This window comes from Rhizobium sp. NLR16a (genome assembly GCF_017948245.1).
Taxonomy (GTDB): domain Bacteria; phylum Pseudomonadota; class Alphaproteobacteria; order Rhizobiales; family Rhizobiaceae; genus Rhizobium.
The window spans coordinates 1,733,902-1,750,267 of record NZ_CP072865.1 but is presented as its reverse complement, the minus strand read 5'-3'; the positions used below and the strand labels follow the sequence as shown (position 1 = coordinate 1,750,267).

The following is a 16,366-nucleotide window of genomic DNA, read 5'->3' as shown; positions in this document are numbered from 1 at the left end:
CTCAGTCGAGAAACGGCAAGACGACGAATGTGCCGGGGTCGAGCTTGTGGCGGATGCACACATCCTGCGCCAGCGCGAAATACCGTTCCGCTTCATCCATGTCGTCGTGTTCAAGGCTCAGTGTCGCCAAGCCATCATAACACGGAAAGAGCAGTTGCGGCTCGTCAATTTCCTTCGCAACCTCAAGGGCTTCCTCGTAATACTTACGAGCTAGCTTCGGCTGCCCATGACATTGGTGTATCTGACCGAGCACGATCAGCGGTACGGAGAGATGGTCGCGCTGATCGAGCGCCCGGTCGATCTCCACCGCCTTTTCCGCCGCCGGCACGCCCTCCGCTCCGCAGCGATCTGTGAAGGTGCAGCAGGAGACCGCGAGATTGGCGAGAAGACGCGCCTGGAAGCCGAGATCGCCGATACGAGTGGCGACCTCCAACCCGCGCCGGCAGATTCTGATGGCGTTGGCCGGATCGACGATTGTGTAGAGAACGCCGAGGTTGGAATAGGCGCGGCAGGCGGCACTTTGCAGATCGGCCTTTTCGGCGACCGAAAGGCTGCGCTCCACTTCCTGCACGGCATCACGGCGGCGTCCGAGCCGCGCCAGCGCTGCACCCTTGGTGTTCAGCGCCTCTGCCATCGCCCGCGCCGCCTCCCGTCCGGCCTCCGTCGTTCCATCGATCGGCAGCGTTTGCAGGCATTGCAGCGCCTGTGTCGCCCATTCGGCGGCAGCAGCCTGGTCGCCGGTGCGGAAGGCGAGGTGGCCGCGTTCCTGCAGGAGATGCGCATGTTCGACCGGCGCATCGATCGGCGCGATCATCGCTTCGGCTTCGGCGCAATGGGCCTCCGCCTGATCGCGACGTCCCGCATCGAGATGCAGGCGGCTGATCTTGCGCAAGATTCTCGCCACGGAGATCCGATCATCTTTCACGCGGTGGGTCGCAAGTGCTCGCTGATAATGGTTCAGGGCGGCCTCACGCCGGCCGGCAGGACCGCAGAGATCGCCAAGGCGCTCCAGCAGCGCCGATTGCTCCGGCGTCACCTCCGGCTCGTCGGCAAAGGCAGCAAGAGCCTGACGGTAGAGACGCATGGCATCGTCATTGGCGTAAATCTTGCGGGCCATATCGCCCGCCGCCATGAGATAGCTGGCGCCCTTGGCCTTTTCGGTGGTCAGGCTAAAATGATGGCCGAGCTGCGCCAGATGCTCCGCCCGATCCGGCGCCACGCCATATTGGCGTTCCAGCGCCCGGCCGATCCGTCGGTGAAGCTCCATGCGCCGTTGCAGCAGCAGATTGTGGTAGATGACATCGTGCATCAGCGTCTGGCTGAAGCGATAGCCCGGCGCTATCTCGGCGTCCGGCCCGCGCAATTCCTCGATGATATTGGCATCGCAGAGATAATCCAGCGCCGCATCGATGCCGCCCGGGTCGGTCGCGACGGTGCGGAGCAGGGCGGTATCGAACTTCGGGCCGACGACCGCCGCCTCTTGCGCCAGACGCCTGATCTCCTGCGGCAGCCGGTCGACGCGGGCAAGCAACAGGGCCTGCAGATTGACCGGTATATCGACATCCGCGTCTTCGGCCGCGACATGCCAGCGCTGGCCGTCATTGTGCAGCGTGCCCATGTCGATCAGCCCGCGCAGGATTTCTTCGATGAACAGCGGATTGCCGCCGGCGCGATCGAGGATGCGCTTGCGCATCGGCGCCGGCAGCTTGCCGTGACCCTCGCCAAAAAAGGCGGCAAGCAGCGTCTGCCCATCGGCAGCGAGGAGGGGGCCGAGACGCTGGACGGTGACGCTGACGCGATTGGAGTCCAGCGGGTCCGTCTGCGATGTCGGCCGATAGATCGCGAGCAGCATCAGCCGGCTGCGCTCCAGCCGGTCCATCATGAAGCGCAGCACCTCCAGCGAGGCCGCATCCGCCCAGTGGAGATCCTCGATGACAAGAAGGAGAGGGCCTTGCGCCAGCCGCCGCTCGAAAACGGTGCGGACCGCATAGAAGATCTGCCGCCGCAATTGTTCCGGCTCGATGTGCCGGAGCGCGCCATCGGGATCGCCGAAGCCGAGAACATGCAGAAAGAGCGGCAAAAGCGCCTCGATGTCGTCAGGCCTGAGATCGAGGGCGCGGAACCCTGTTGTCAGCAGTTGCCGTGTCTTGTCGGGATCGTCGCGCTCGCCGATTCCGTAGGCGCTCCGCACGACCGCGGCGAGCGTGCCGTAGGATTGTTCGCCGAGGGGAGAACAGCTGGCTCTGCGGATGGCAAGGCCGGGGAAACGATCCGCATCGGCGGCGGCCCCGACGAATTCGCTGGCCAGACGCGATTTGCCGATTCCTGCTTCGCCGATCAGGCGGACAAGCTGCGCGGCGCCGCCACAGGCAAGGTCGAGGCCGGTCAGCAGGCGCGACAATTCCGCGTCCCGTCCTACCATCGGCGCCTGAAGGCCGAAACTTTCGAGCCCGCGCGCCCTATGCGGCGCTTCCAGCAGCCCGGTCAGCCGATGCACGAGCACGTTTCCACTCTTGCCGCGCAAGGCCTGCGCGCCGAGGCTGTCGAAGGCAAAGGCGTGGCGGGTGAGGCGATAGGTCAGCGGACCGACGAGAATATCGTTTTCGCCGGCCATGGATTGCAGCCGTTGCGCGGTGTTCACCGTGTCGCCGGTCACGGAATAGGATTTCGCACTGGCGGCGCCGAAACCGCCGGTGACGACAGGGCCGCTGTTGATGCCGATATGCAGACGCAGCGGCACGCCGGCGCGCGATTGCCAGCGTTTGCCGACTGTAGCGGCACGGTCGATCATATCAAGTGCGGCGCCAAGCGCCCGCACCGGGTCGTCCTCATGGGCGGCTGGCGCACCGAACAGCGCCAGAAGCGCATCGCCGACAAATTTGTCGACGAAGCCGCCATAGGCTTCCACCGCCCGGGTCATCTCTTCGAACAATTCGTTCTGCAGCGCCCGCATGACTTCAGGATCGATCTGCTCGCTTAGCGAAGTGAACCCGCAGAGATCGGCAAAGAGCACCGTCACCGGCCGCCGGTCGGCATCGCTATCGGCTTCACCCGGTGCTGTCTCGATGGCCGGTTTCGCGGCGGGCTGGGTCTTGCTTGAGATCGATGCGCCGCATCTCGGGCAGAAGGCAAAATCCGGCTGACATGGATAGCCGCAGGCCGCGCAAGAGAGAGGTTGCTTTGAGCCGCATCGCGGACAGAAAGCAAAACCGCTCTGAATATCGAAACCGCAGCCGGCGCATTCCATCGCAGGCATCTCACAAAAACCCGATATGCGACAGCGATATCGGCCGCTGCCGGCGGGCTTCTCAACGGCGATAAGAATGAACCTGCTGACGAAGACCCGCAAGCACAAACAGCCGCCGGCCAACCTTATCGGCCTGCTGCGGTTCCCTTATCCGTCCGACGGCAAAATTCGATCAGTTGCTCCGAGGTCATTGGCCTTGCCAGAGCGTAACCTTGCAGCAGATGGCAGCCGAGATCTTTCAGGATCTTCGCGTGCTCCATTGTCTCCACTCCTTCGGCAACGATGTCGATGTTCTGTGACCGGCCGATTTCGATAATCGAGGAGACCAGACGGCGTTGAGAAGGCGAGGCGATGATCGGCTTGACAATCTCTCGATCGATCTTGAGCCTTCGGGGTTCAAATCGAAGCAAGCTGACGATACTGGCATGTTCCGTGCCGAAATCGTCAATTTCAATTTCTATGCCGAGCGCCTTGATTGCTGGAATCACCTCATTGAGAGCGGGCTGAAGCTCGTCGAAGGAGATTGTTTCAAGCAGCTCGAAACACAGGCGCCCCCTCGCTGCGGGAAGCGCCGAAAGCTCGGCAAGGAGATTCGCCTGCGCCAGTCGGCGCGCCGAGATATTCACTGAGACCCGTGGGATTTGGAGTCCCAAACCGTCCCATCTCGTCAGCTCGAAGAGTGCCTTTTGCAGGATCAGCTTATCCATGTCGCCACTACGGCCGAGCCTTTCCGCAGCATCAAGAAACTCGGTCGGGCCGAGCAGACCTCTTCGCGGATGGTCCCAGCGGGCGAGGGCTTCGACGCCTGCGACTGCCAATGTGGATGCGTCGAACTGCGGCTGGAAGAACGCTACAAACTCGTCGCGTTCGAGCGCTTGATTGAATTCATCCGCCAGTTCTTTCGAATGAATTGCGGCGCTGCGAAGCTCTTCCGTGAAAATGGCCGCGCGACCGCGACCCGCCTTCTTCGCCTCGTAGAGAGCCAGATCGGCATTCAGAAGCAATTGGCTGAGGTCCCGACGAGAAGGTTCAGCCTCCCAGGCGACACCGACGCTTGCTCCGACCACATATGCTGCTCCATCGATAAAGATGTTGCGCTGAAGCGCGTCGACAATGTGCCTGGCCAATTCGGCTGCTTTAGGCTCCGGATTGGCGCTCCAGCTGGCGAAAATGAACTCGTCTCCACCGATGCGGGCCGCGACGTCGTTCGGGCCGGCCAAATCGGCGAGCCGCAAAGCCGTGGTCTGGAGGACGATGTCACCGCCAGCATGGCCTTTCGTGTCGTTGATCTCCTTAAACCGGTCAAGATCGATATGAATGAGGATCAGGCAATCTTCCGGAGCGGGCCGCGGCGGCTGCGAGATCATCTGGTCGACGAACCGCCGATTGGGAAGTCCCGTCAGTGCGTCGTGCAGTGAGAGGTATTCCAGGCGCTGACGGGCGCGAACGAGCTTCTTCTTGTGCAGGCGAAGTTTTTCGATGGTCCTTTGGCGCGACCTGGTCAGAAAGCCGACCCAGACGATGGGGGCAACGACACAGAAGGCCAATAAACTTGCATAGAACTCGAAGGCGCCGATCCCGTTATTTCTACCCCATCCATGCTTCGGACGCGCGGCGAGGGTCCATCGGCCGTAGGTCATATCCACATTTGCCACGACCGGTTGCCTTTGAAAGGTCTCCAGGCTGCCGAGAAAAACCTGTTTGGGCGATTCCGGCTCCGGTTCGGTGCTGATGGCAACCTCAAGGTCGGTCGAACGAAGACCGCTATCGCCGTAAAGCCTTGGAATATCGATGATTCCGGAAAGAAGGCCCCAAAAGATCTGGCTATTTCCATCGGTGACATAGACAGGGCACCTGACCACGAAGGCCATTCCGCCTTGGACAAGCTCCACCGGGCCGGTCAAGACGATATTGTGGGTGTTGCGCGCCAGCATCGCGGCAGCCCGTTGCTTCTCATTCTTCCGGTAGTCGAGCCCGATGGCTCTTTCATTTTCCATTTCCGGATAAACCCATCTGACGACCATGTCCGGCGCCGCGGCGAAGCTTCGCAATTGTGAATCGGGCTGCAGGATCCGTGCTGCAAGTTTGGAGAACCCGTTCTGACCCATTGCGGGATCGACGGAGATACCCGCCGCCAGCCCTTGCAACAGTTTCACATTGCTGTTCAGGTTCGTCTGCAGCCGAGATGATATCGTGGCAAGCTCGCCGGCAACGACCGAGCGTTCATCGGCCAAAGAGCGCTCCAGCCGCCAATTCGTTGCCACCCAGACGACGATGACTGCAATAATGGCCGCAAATACCGCTGGCGCGAACGCGCTCACGTGGCCGGTTAGGCAGCCCGCGCGGCTGCGCGCTATCTCTGGGTCTTTTCGAAACGTCATCAGCTCGCCGGTGTGGTGGTAAGAGCGTATCCTTGCACAGCTTCTTTAAGGCAACGCTAAACCGACCAATACGGTTCGAATGTCGTCAGTCCGGCATGCACGAATGGCTAGATTTTTGCAGGGCCGGGGACACACCGCGCGGCGCTATCAGTCCCATCCGCCTATCTCCCAGGTCATCAAACCCGGGGAGAGTGACATTCTTACTTTGCAGATACAGGACACTTTAACTTTGCGGCTACAGGTGATTGTCAAAGCTGATTAGAGATGCGGCGCCGCTGGCCAGTTAGAAATGCGACGCTCTGGCTGTCCCGGCCCTGCCGGTCAGCCCCCGATCCGACCGGCTGGGCCGGATTGCAGGGAGGAGCGGGGGCGGGTAGGACGCACCCCTTCGGCTTTAGCTTTGAGACTATGTCCCTCACCATTCATTCCGCAGCCTCCATCCGCGCCAGCGCCTTCTGTCGTTTGGCAATCACCTCCGGATCGTTCATGAAGTCCGTCCGCCGGCCGGGCTTGCGGCCACACTTCTGATAACCATTTCCCTGGCTGCCATCCGGTATCCCAAACATATGATCCGTCTGACCGGTGCGGCGAGGGCCGCTTTTACTGCGCTGCAGTTCCCGTCCAGCCTGCAGCTCAGCGACGATCGAAAGCATGTCGTCCAAACGCTTGTTCTCGACGACCTCCGGCCGGTGGATCGACCGCAATGTGTCGAAGGTTCTGTAGGGCAGGGTAAAACTCTCGTGCATGATCTCGAGGCGGCCGTCCGGGTAGTCGCAAACGACGACCTTCTTACCCGCCAGGGGCCTGGAAAGCTCCGTCGGATCGAGAATGAACAAGACCTTGTCGTAGCGGAGCGTCAGGGACTGCGACAGCGTGCGGACCTCCTTCCGGCACATGGCACCATCGAGGTTCTCATGATCGGCCACAGGACGATGCATGTCCTTCGGATTGCGCGGCGGTTTGCCAAAACGGACATTGAAATCCTCGATAAACGCCGGTGCATAGAGGTTTGCGGCCTCGATCGTGTCGATGCCGCGAAGCCGCAGTTCCTTCACCAGCCGATCCTGCAGCGTCTGATTGGCTCGTTCGACGCGTCCCTTGGCCTGCGGGGTGTTGGCGCAGATGATGTCGATGTTGAGCTCATAAAGCGCTCGCCCGAACTGCGTCAGGCCGCTCGTCCGGTCTTTCTCCGACGCATGGATCGAACGAAAGACACCATGCTTGTCGCTGTAGAACGCCAGAGGCTTGCCCCATTGCTGCAGATAGGACTTCGTCGCATGCAAGTAATCGAACGTGTTCTCCGATCCGGCAAACCGCAGATGTAAGAGCTTGCCGGTAGCATCGTCGATGTAGACGAGCAGGGCGCACTTGGGGCCGCGGTTCTCGAACCACCAGTGATGCGAGCCATCGATCTGGACGAGCTCGCCGAGACAATCCCGCCGGCCGCGCGGCTGGAAAACCCGCTTCTTACGTTCGCGCCGCGAGATCCAGATGCCAGCCTCGGTCATCCATTGGCGCAGCGTCTCCTTGGCGACCGAAATCTGATGCAGTTCGATCAGCTTCTCGCGCGCCAGCGTCGGACCGAAATCCAGATAGCGTTCGCGGATCAGATCCAGCGCCGCATTGCGAAAATCCTCGCTGTGGCGCCGATTGCTCGGTCGGGATCGCTTCTTCGAAACCAGGCCGGCTTCACCGAAACGGTCATAGTCCCGCAGCAGCCGATGAACCTGACTTCGACTGAGATCAAGCAACTCGGCGGCCTGGATAATGCTCAGGCGCCGGTCGCGGATCTTCTGAATGATTTCGAGGCGATGCAACTCTTTCTGCGACATGGTGATCAAACAGGACATCACGACTCCGACCGCTCATGGTCTCGACCAGGCTGAAGGTCGTCATCCTTGCTCCCAACGTTGGCGTTGACCAGAACGTCGAGAGGCGAGACTGTCGCATCTCTAACTGGCCCAACTGTCGCATTACTAAATAGCCGCTACACACCAAAATTGCATAAGGTAGATTATGGAACCGAATGATGTATGCGAACAGAACCGCTCCCTCGCATGAGGCGGAACTAAAATGATCTTAAACGGTTGATTGGTAACTCAAACCGTCATTTCGGCGCATTCTTCGCACGGAGCGCATCTTGGCCCAGATTTTCCCGGCGCGCACCTCCTCTCCTCGCGACAGACGAGCACCGAAATCTCGCGACGTCGCACTGCCCGGCGATACGGCACATGCAGGCCAAGGTCACGTTCGCATCGCTCCAGGAAGAACATTGAAACGAAGTTCGCGGTGGTCGAATAGAGCGTTGTCTACGGTTCTATTGCTGTCACTCGTCTCCTGTTCGAACGAGGATGAGCAGTCTCGCAGGCAAGTGCAGGAAATCCTCATGTGGAGCGCCAGCGCCGAGATGATCCTCGATGCCCGCCTTGGCGGACGTGTTCCAGAAGGCTTCACCGATCTTGCCGTGCAACGATGCCACAGGGAAATATCGCATCTTTCATCGCAACTGCCGCAAACCCCGAGATATGACCAAGCGAGAGCGGCTGTCGTCAGGCTCAATGGATTGATCGCCGCGGCGCACGACGAGATCGGACATGGGCGTTTCGAGCAGGCCCATCAAAATCTTGTTGAGCTTCATCGCTACGAGGTCGACCAGCGTAAACTCCCTGGTGCCGGCGGATGAAAAAGCTGCTTCAGATTTCGCTGGGGATAGTCACCAGCGTCGGGGGATTTATCGAAACAGGCCAGATCGCAACATCGAGCCAGGCGGGAGCGGCCTATGGGTTCAGCCTGCTTTGGCCCATTGTCGTCGGCACTGTCTGTCTGATTTTCCTGATTGAAATGTCGGGTCGATTTGCCATTGCAAGCCATCACACCGTTGCCGATGGTATGAGGGAACGTTTTGGAGCGAATTACTTCCTGGTCACTTTGTTGATAATCTCGATCGTCAATCTGCTCGTCCTCGCCTCAGAACTTGGTGGGATTGCGCTGGCACTGCAGTTTGTTAGCGGTGCCGGCTTTCAGTGGTGGGCATTGCCGGTCGCCCTGACCGTATGGCTTCTGCTCTGGAAGGGCACATTCGGCATGATCGAAGATGGTGTGGCCGTCATGGGCTTGGTGGCAGTATGCTTCGTGGTGGGTGTGTTTGTCATGGATCCGCCCTGGCTGGAGGTGGCAAAAGGGCTGGTGCCGACGCTGCCCGAAAAAGAGCCGCTGCACTATGGTTTCATTGCTGTCAGCATTCTCGGAGCCGTGATAGCCCCGTTTCTGTTCTTGTTTTACTCGTCAGGCGCGATCGAGGAAAAGTGGGATAAGAGCTTCCTTGGCGTTAATCGGGTGATCGCGACGGTTGGGATGAGCTTTGGCGCCGTCATTGCAGCGTCAATCCTGATCGTGGCGGCACTCGTCTTTCCGCCGCGCGGCATCACCGACATCCAAGGATATGACCAGATTGCGCCGATATTGACCCCAGCGTTGGGAAAATGGGGTTTTTACCTTTTCGCCGCATCGCTCGGAATCAGCTGCTTTGGCGCCGCGCTCGAAGCAAGCCTTGGCCAGGCGTACCTGGTTGCCCAGGGTTTTGGTTGGAATTGGTCGGAAGATGCCAAGCCCCGCACCGATCCGGCATTCGCGCTTGTCTATACAGGCTTCATCGGCATCGCAGTCCTGCCGATCGCGGTTGGCGTCGATCCCCTGCAACTGACGATTTTTTCAATGGCGATCACTGCGTTGGCATTGCCCTTCGGCGTGATTCCGTTTCTGTTTTTGATGAACGATCGCAATTTTGTTGGAAAGCACCGTAATGGATGGATCAGCAATACCGCCGTGTTGGTCATTATCGGCTTGTCGTTCATCGTCGCCCTGATAACCCTTCCCCTGCAGATCTTAGGAGGATAATATGCTTTTGATCCGCGACGTCCTTGACAAGCAAATGGTCGACAAGGAACAAAATCGTATCGGTAAGGCAGACGGCGTCGTCCTCAGCCTTTCTGACGGCGACGCTCCCAAAGTCGCGTTCATCGAAATGGGCGGTGTGACGCTGTCGCGACGGATGGGCCGCCGGCCGCATCGCTTCCTACTTTGGCTTTACCGAGCGGCTGGCAAAGATGATAACATCACGGCTTTCCGCGTGCCCTGGGCAAAAGTGAGAGACGTTGGGATCGACATCGAAGTGAATGTGGATCGTCGCGAGACGCCATTGGAGCAGTGTCAGGATTGGCTGAAGCGCCACATTATTATGTGGATCCCGGGAGGGCAATCATGAACGAGGTTCGACTCGAACTGCTGCTGGGAAAACAGGTCTACGACGTTGACGGCAAGGCCGTTGGCCGTGTGGAAGAGGTCAAGGCTGAAGTGCGCGGCGCGGACCTCTATGTCGTCGAATATCACCTCGGCGCCTACAGTTTCTTTGAGCGGCTGTCGGCGCTTGCCATCGGTCGCGCGCTACTGACCGCGATAGGGGCGGAAAAATCCGGCAGCAAAAAAGCGGTTCCATGGGACAAGCTCGATATGCGAGATCTCGGGCACTTGCGAGTGACGTGCAGGGAGACCACCCTGCAGACGCTCAACTGAAGCCACCTATCCAGCTGCCGCACCCCTCACCCCGTTACGGCTCCTCGGACTAACACCACCGTGCCTCCACCGGAATCGCTTCGTCGCTGGGAGATGCCGACGGATTCCCTCGATCAGGTCCGCCGCCGCGACGGCGGCGTCGAACATGATCTTGAGAAGGCGCCTCGGGCCAAGGTCGGGAGCCGACATCTGGCGAAGATGTGGCGATGTAATTTCGCGTTACTCGACACCGTACATCCCCAGGAGATGCCGCCGACAGCGCCCAGCCGGACGGCTGCGCTGCAATGCGTCGGCGGGTTTTCAGAACGTCGCGGGCGATGGTCAGCTCGTGGGTCGGGGTGCGAGTATCTTTGGTGGCGCCGTGCAACCCGCTCGTCGAGACGGGCCAGCGCGATGCCGGCGTCCGAGATGGGTCGCAGAAGGTTCTGGATGGCAGTTCGTCACTACCTATGATGCTCCAGGTTGCTCCTGGCTTTCCGATAAGTACTGCTTATCGGAAGTGATTGATTTCAGCGCGCAAATCAGCGAAAACGAGCGAGTGGACGGCCAAGACAGCCGTTTCGCCAACCCGCTTTCGCCTTCAGGAGGCACTTTTGGACATCCTTGCCCAAAAACGCTGCCTCAGATGCTATCGCCTGCCGCGCCGAAACGCTCGACACAATTGCCGCTTGAGGACGTAGCTGAATGTAGACGTGACTGTCAGCATCCGATTGTCAGCGTCCAAGTTGCTCCGGTGCCAATTGGGATCGCCAGGGGCAGACCTTCTCGACATATTCAATCAGCAATATAGCGCCGTCGGTCAAGGGGATGGAGCCCAATTGCGGGTTGTCACTCCTCAATCGGCAAGACGGGTTTTGGTGGTCTCTGCAGCTCCGACGCGGCAGCGGATGACGCTGCATCGGCCGTTCCGCCGGAGACATGTACCGTCGGTGTTGCAAACTGGATGCCCTTTTCGGCGAAGGTCTTCTTCAGCATGGCAAGCGCCTTTCGGCGGACGCCAAACTGCTCGCCCGGTTTTGCCATGAATTTCAGCCTTATCTGCACGCCATAGTCCGCCATCTGCTCGATGCCCTGCATTTTCAAGGGCTCGATGATGTGGGGCCCGAGCTCAGCATCGTCCAGAAGCTCGACGCCGATGCGCTTGATGGTCTTGCGAACCTCCTCGAGGTCGCTGTCGTAGTTCAGTGTAAGCGTGATGATGTCGATCACCCAGTCGCGGCTCAGATTTTGCACCGCGCCGAGTTCGCCGAATGGAACGATGGTGACAGGACCGCGGTGGTGTCGCAAGCGGATCGATCGCAACGAAAATCCTTCGACAGTACCTTTGTATTTTGCCGCCTGGATATATTCTCCAATCCGAAAGGCATCGTCGAACAGATAAAAGACACCGGAGATAATGTCCTTGACGAGCGTTTGCGCACCGAAGCCGACGGCTATGCCGACGACACCGGCGCCCGCAAGCAGCGGCCCGATCTGAATGCCGACAGCATCCAGGATCATCAGAAAGCCGACAGCGCCGATCGCGAGGAACAGCACGTTGCGAAGAATGGGAAGAAGCGTATTCAACCGCTGACGACGGCGCGCCTCTGGCCCCTCCTGGTGGCCTGCATTCACGCTTCTCGACGCCACTTCCATCTGCGTGTCGATCAGAGTGCTGACGAGCTTCCAGATGACGTCGGTCACCAGCAAGACGATCACGATTCGGATTCCCGCGCGGATCAGACGTGTGGTCATCGTTTCGGCTGCGGCAAGATCACCGAGATTGACATCCCACGAGCGGGCGATGAGCAGCGCGGCAACCACGATAAGGCCGTTGCGCAACGTCTGCATGATAACGACCGACCATCCCAAGATGGCCGGATCCTCCACCGCACGCTCATCCTGCGAATTCATAATGATGCGCCGAGTGATATCGCGCGTTACCGATACCGTCAGCGGCAGAAGCGCAATGACGATCACCGTCCAGAATGCAGCACGCAGTCCCGACACCCATAACAGCCACGAGAGAATGATGCCTGCGCTGAAGCCGACGCTGATCAGCCGGTTCACCGGCGGCCCGTCGGAACGAAACTGCCGCAGCCAGATCATCGCGATCAGCGCGATCGAGACGACCGCGAGCCATGCCGCGGTAAAAAGATCGACCAATATGGCTGAAGCCCCGATCGTCCGAATCACTTCGATGGTGGCCCAGCCGGTTGCTAACAGCGCGGCCGTTGCAAGGAGCCAGTAGTACCAGAACCACGCAAGCGACGTCACAAGGGTCACAAGCCGCATATGCGGCAGGCGGGCGCCCGGCGCGATCACAATGCGGCCCGCCAGCACGCCGAGGCGCACCATGAGCGCAGCTGACAGCAGAATAAGCGCAACATCGCGAAACACAGCGGGCCATGGAAAAAGGATAAAGGCGCCGAGGCTTCCGATGAGGTAGCCGATCAATGCGAGAAGCCCCATTGACAGCCGCCCGGCGTGCAGTTTGATCCGCTGCCGGACCGTGTCGGCAGGTGCGGTCAGTATAAAATGAAGAAGCCCTCGCCCCGACCACCAGGCGATGCGCTGCGCGAGAAATCCGCCAGCAACGAAGAGTGTGACCGCCAGCATCAGACCGACAGGGTCGATACGATTGTCTGTCTGGAAGAGCCGGATCGCCGCCTGGATCTGTCCCGGAAGGGTTGGAACTGCGTTGACGAGCGAGAGCAAGCGCTGGCGCAAATCCTGCAGTGAGGTCGCGATCGACGGCGGTGCTGGCGCCGGTGAGACGGCGACTGGCCGCGTGGGCTCCTGATTGCCGGGAACGATCCGATCGACCAGAGCGCGACCGGAATCGTCATTTGGCAATTCGATGATAACGCGGATCGGCGCTGAGGATCCGGATGACTCGGCCGAGGAAGCAGGATTAATACCGATTGGCAGCAGCGTGGAAAACCCGACCGTCAGGACTGTGAATATCTTCCGCAAGCGGTGGCGGTCGTCGTTGCTGCGCATGTGATCGTGTTCCCCGGGACGGTGCCGCTTGTGCTGTAGAGGCTTGGCACTTTGTGAAGTGTCACGCCATCAACGTCAATCGACGAACCAGTCTGGCCGAGGCAGGCTGATCGTTGCCCAGCTACGATCATTGCCGATCCTTGTCTCGGTGACGTATCATCGGGGCGCCCTCCCCGGCCTGCAGACTCCCTGCGGCACAGTGCCGGCGACGGTTGGTAATGTCAGAAATGAATTGGGGCAACAGCTGCGAAGTGCGGCCCGCAGTCGGATCGCGGGCCGCAAATCGCTCTCTCCGAGTTGTCGGATGACCGAGCGTAGGTCAGCCATTCACCACCGTCTCGTCTCGGAGAGGTGGCCGGCAAATCCGGCCAGCAAAACGCCGAACGGAAGGCTGCGAACGATTCTGGCGGCAATGAACGCCGCGCCCGTGGCCAAGGCGAGCTTTGCCCAGGGATAGCTGCCGAGCTGGACATGGGCGCTTGCGTCTATCAGGTTTGCCTGGGCTTTCAGCGCCGATTCCGCATCTTCGCGCAAAATGCCGAGCCGGGCGCGCAACAGCCTCACTTCGTGCTGCAGGAGGTCGAGATCGTGCTCGGCCTTCTCACGCGCGGTTGCGCTGGCGGCATCGGCAAAGGGCGGCTCGCCTTCCGCGACCAACTCATCGGGATCCGGCGGAAAGAAACCGTCACGATTGATGGAGGATTGCATGGACGTCTCCTTCGAATATGAGCTAGAGCGAACGTCGCCGGCTCTCATGCCTGGAACTGGACATCAGTGATCGCGTCGGAATCCCTGACTCTGGTTCGATCCGCCTTGCGTCTGCGTTTGCCGATCGGCATCGGTTGATGGCGAGCCGACCCCGGGAGAGGTATAGGCGCGGACCTTGGCGCTTCCATGCGTGGTGTCGCGCATCGCGACCGGTCGCGTTTCATCTTCGAACGCGCTTTCGGACACGGCCAGGTCGTCCGCGGCTCTGCCGCCTCGGGCTGTGCCGGCAAAACCGGTATTGGATCCGCCTTCGCGGCCGCTTTCCGATAACCAGAGATCTGCCCGCTCATCAATGTCGATGCTGCCCTCATCGTCGAGAATATCGTGAACGGTCTCATAGAGCGCGTCGTCGATATCGTTGACTTGAACCAGGAAGCCGCCTCGCCGCAGCCCTTCTGCATACATCGCGCGATCTTCATCCGGGAAGAAGAAGTCGGCCAGCGCGTCGAAGAAGCCGCTGCGGTCGTCGCTTATGGCGCCGGCATTCCTTCCATCCGCTTCATAGCCCGGCATCAATCTGATCCTCGCGACCGGCACACCTGCGTCCTCGAGACGGGAGATCGCAGATTCGGCTTCGTTCCGACTGTCGAAAAATGCGGTAAGACTGCCGCCGCCCATCGGGCCTGAAGAACCCGGGTTCGTATCGTGGTGAATGTTGCTCACGGAACGCTCCTCTCGATGTCTTGTTCCAGCCGTCGGACCCGACGCCTGGTTTCTGACTTGAAGAACCGGCAGCCGAGATGAATGTTCCACGGCAGTGGGACGGATCGGCGGCATTCCATGGCAGTTCCATAACGTTGCCGCCTGTCCTTTTTCAGATACACCAGGCGGTGAATCGCACCGTCTGTTGCAGCCTTCGGCGGTTGACGTCAAACCATCGAGACGCTAGCACGGCTTTCGACGCATTGGGGACATTTCATATGGACATCTTCACGGCAGCCGGTCTGACGGCTTTGCTGCAGGTCATTGCTATCGACCTTGTTCTCGCCGGCGACAACGCTGTGGTCATCGGTCTTGCCGCTGCCGGCCTCGAGGCCACGCAACGGCGCAAGGCGATCATCGTCGGCATTCTTGCCGCAACGGTCCTGCGTATTCTCTTTGCCAGTGTCGCCGTCTATCTGCTGGCGATCGTCGGCCTGCTGCTGGCCGGCGGTCTGCTGCTGCTTTGGGTCTGCTGGAAGATGTGGCGCGAGCTTCGCGACGGCCATAACGAGGATCGCGTAGCGGAAAGCGGCGAAGGCGCGCCGAAAAAGACCTTCTTCCAGGCGGCAACCCAGATCGTCATTGCCGACGTTTCGATGTCGCTCGACAACGTGCTCGCCGTTGCCGGTGCTGCGCGCGAACATCCGAGCGTCCTGGTCATCGGCCTCGCCCTGTCAATCGCACTGATGGGTATTGCCGCAAACCTGATCGCCCGGCTGCTCGGCCGCCATCGCTGGATCGCTTATATTGGTCTGCTGATCATCCTCTACGTCTCGCTCGACATGATCTACCGCGGCGCCGTCGAGGTCCTTCCCTATATGCAGTGACCTGTGCCAGGGTCGGGGCTCAGTCCCCGATCCTGCCGCGCGCGTGTAAGCACGCTGCAGCGCTGGGTTAAGCGAAAAACTCCGTCTCGAAGCTCATCTGATCAAACGCCGGCACCACGTGGTCCGGCGTCTGCGCCATCACCGCGTCATAATCCAGCGGCGTATGCATATGGGTGAGAATCGCCCGTTTCGGCTTCAGCCGGCCGATCCAGTCGAGCGACTGTTCCAGCGACAGATGGCTTGGATGATAGGTGTACTGCAGGGCGTCGATGATCAGCACATCGAGATTTTGCAGTTTCTCGACGGTCTGGGGCGGGAAATCGCTGATATCGCTGCAATAGGCTACATCGCCGATGCGGAAGCCGAGCGAATTGATATCGCCATGCTGCTGGATATGCGGAAAAAAATCGATCTTGCCGCCGGGGCCGCGGATTTCGACGGGTTCGTTGAGATTTTCGATGACGACAGGCAGCACGATCGGCGGATAGTTGCTGCCCGGCGGCGTCTCCAGGCAATAACCGAAGGCTTCACGCAGCCTGTCCATCGTAAATTGGTCGGCGTAGATCGGCACTCGCCGGCGCGTATTGTGAAAATAGCCGCGCAGATCATCTATGCCATGGATATGATCGGCATGGGGATGGCTGTAGAGCACGGCATCGACATGGTCGGCTCCCGCCCTGATCATCTGCTCGCGAAAATCCGGCCCGGTGTCGATGACGACGGTCGTCACACCGCCATCAGGAGCGAATTGCTGCACCATGAACGAGGCGCGTGTGCGCCGATTCCTAGGGTTGTCGGGATTGCAGGCGCCCCAGTCGCCAGTGATACGCGGCACGCCCGGTGACGACGAACAGCCGAGAATGGTGAAGCGCCGCCGATAGAGCACC

Annotated in this window: 12 protein-coding genes; 5 read left to right on the top strand and 7 right to left on the bottom strand. The window is 60.0% G+C overall.

What is annotated here, in order from left to right; all coding sequences use genetic code 11:
- Window position 1: 1 nt before the first annotated feature.
- From J7U39_RS08430 to J7U39_RS08420, 3 genes are all read right to left on the bottom strand, one after another.
- The gene (locus J7U39_RS08430; RefSeq protein ID WP_210631628.1) at window positions 2-3,247 is read right to left on the bottom strand and encodes an adenylate/guanylate cyclase domain-containing protein; all 3,246 of its coding nucleotides are present in this window, start codon (window positions 3,245-3,247) and stop codon (window positions 2-4) included.
- Window positions 3,248-3,372: 125 nt separating this feature from the next.
- Entirely contained in the window at window positions 3,373-5,628 is a 2,256-nt protein-coding gene (locus tag J7U39_RS08425) for a bifunctional diguanylate cyclase/phosphodiesterase (protein ID WP_210631330.1), read from the bottom strand.
- Between the two features lie 422 nt (window positions 5,629-6,050).
- Window positions 6,051-7,478, bottom strand: a complete 1,428-nt coding sequence (locus J7U39_RS08420; protein WP_210631329.1) for an ISNCY family transposase — start codon at window positions 7,476-7,478, stop codon at window positions 6,051-6,053.
- Window positions 7,479-7,768: 290 nt separating this feature from the next.
- Between J7U39_RS08420 and J7U39_RS08415 the strand changes: the two genes are divergently transcribed.
- The 4 genes from J7U39_RS08415 to J7U39_RS08400 are packed head-to-tail and all read left to right on the top strand — an operon-like array spanning window position 7,769 to window position 10,200.
- The gene (locus J7U39_RS08415; protein WP_210631328.1) at window positions 7,769-8,311 is read left to right on the top strand and encodes a hypothetical protein; all 543 of its coding nucleotides are present in this window, start codon (window positions 7,769-7,771) and stop codon (window positions 8,309-8,311) included.
- Window positions 8,308-9,525: an Nramp family divalent metal transporter gene (locus J7U39_RS08410; protein ID WP_210631327.1), complete on the top strand. Its 1,218-nt coding sequence runs from the start codon at window positions 8,308-8,310 to the stop codon at window positions 9,523-9,525. The genes J7U39_RS08415 and J7U39_RS08410 overlap by 4 nt, the downstream gene beginning before the upstream one ends.
- A gap of 1 nt (window position 9,526) precedes the next feature.
- Window positions 9,527-9,892, top strand: a complete 366-nt coding sequence (locus J7U39_RS08405; RefSeq protein WP_210631326.1) for a hypothetical protein — start codon at window positions 9,527-9,529, stop codon at window positions 9,890-9,892.
- A complete protein-coding gene (locus J7U39_RS08400; protein WP_210631325.1) occupies window positions 9,889-10,200 on the top strand; it encodes a PRC-barrel domain-containing protein in 312 nt (103 codons plus the stop codon). The genes J7U39_RS08405 and J7U39_RS08400 overlap by 4 nt, the downstream gene beginning before the upstream one ends.
- 828 nt (window positions 10,201-11,028) lie before the next feature.
- On the opposite strand, the gene J7U39_RS08395 is transcribed toward J7U39_RS08400, so the two are convergent.
- From J7U39_RS08395 to J7U39_RS08385, 3 genes are all read right to left on the bottom strand, one after another.
- Window positions 11,029-13,182 (bottom strand): mechanosensitive ion channel family protein, encoded by a 2,154-nt coding sequence (locus tag J7U39_RS08395; RefSeq protein WP_210631324.1) that lies wholly within the window; start codon window positions 13,180-13,182, stop codon window positions 11,029-11,031.
- A 327-nt stretch (window positions 13,183-13,509) separates the two neighbouring features.
- Window positions 13,510-13,890, bottom strand: a complete 381-nt coding sequence (locus J7U39_RS08390; RefSeq protein WP_210631323.1) for a hypothetical protein — start codon at window positions 13,888-13,890, stop codon at window positions 13,510-13,512.
- A gap of 63 nt (window positions 13,891-13,953) precedes the next feature.
- A complete protein-coding gene (locus J7U39_RS08385) occupies window positions 13,954-14,613 on the bottom strand; it encodes a hypothetical protein (RefSeq protein WP_210631322.1) in 660 nt (219 codons plus the stop codon).
- Between the two features lie 257 nt (window positions 14,614-14,870).
- Here J7U39_RS08385 and J7U39_RS08380 point away from each other — a divergent pair, with 257 nt between their 5' ends.
- Complete coding sequence (locus tag J7U39_RS08380) at window positions 14,871-15,479, top strand: TerC family protein (RefSeq protein ID WP_064802665.1); 609 nt, start codon at window positions 14,871-14,873, stop codon at window positions 15,477-15,479.
- A gap of 67 nt (window positions 15,480-15,546) precedes the next feature.
- Here J7U39_RS08380 and J7U39_RS08375 read toward each other — a convergent pair whose 3' ends face one another.
- Window positions 15,547-16,365, bottom strand: a complete 819-nt coding sequence (locus J7U39_RS08375) for an MBL fold metallo-hydrolase (protein ID WP_210631321.1) — start codon at window positions 16,363-16,365, stop codon at window positions 15,547-15,549.
- Window position 16,366 lies beyond the last annotated feature (1 nt).

Coding starts and splice junctions, on each gene's coding strand:
- J7U39_RS08400 (WP_210631325.1), top strand. CDS start 9,889: ATGAACGAGGTTCGACTCGAACTGCTGCTGGGAAAACAGGTCTACGAC.
- J7U39_RS08410 (WP_210631327.1), top strand. CDS start 8,308: ATGAAAAAGCTGCTTCAGATTTCGCTGGGGATAGTCACCAGCGTCGGG.
- J7U39_RS08420 (WP_210631329.1), bottom strand. CDS start 7,478: ATGTCCTGTTTGATCACCATGTCGCAGAAAGAGTTGCATCGCCTCGAA.
- J7U39_RS08380 (WP_064802665.1), top strand. CDS start 14,871: ATGGACATCTTCACGGCAGCCGGTCTGACGGCTTTGCTGCAGGTCATT.
- J7U39_RS08430 (WP_210631628.1), bottom strand. CDS start 3,247: ATGGAATGCGCCGGCTGCGGTTTCGATATTCAGAGCGGTTTTGCTTTC.
- J7U39_RS08395 (WP_210631324.1), bottom strand. CDS start 13,182: ATGCGCAGCAACGACGACCGCCACCGCTTGCGGAAGATATTCACAGTC.
- J7U39_RS08405 (WP_210631326.1), top strand. CDS start 9,527: ATGCTTTTGATCCGCGACGTCCTTGACAAGCAAATGGTCGACAAGGAA.
- J7U39_RS08390 (WP_210631323.1), bottom strand. CDS start 13,890: ATGCAATCCTCCATCAATCGTGACGGTTTCTTTCCGCCGGATCCCGAT.
- J7U39_RS08425 (WP_210631330.1), bottom strand. CDS start 5,628: ATGACGTTTCGAAAAGACCCAGAGATAGCGCGCAGCCGCGCGGGCTGC.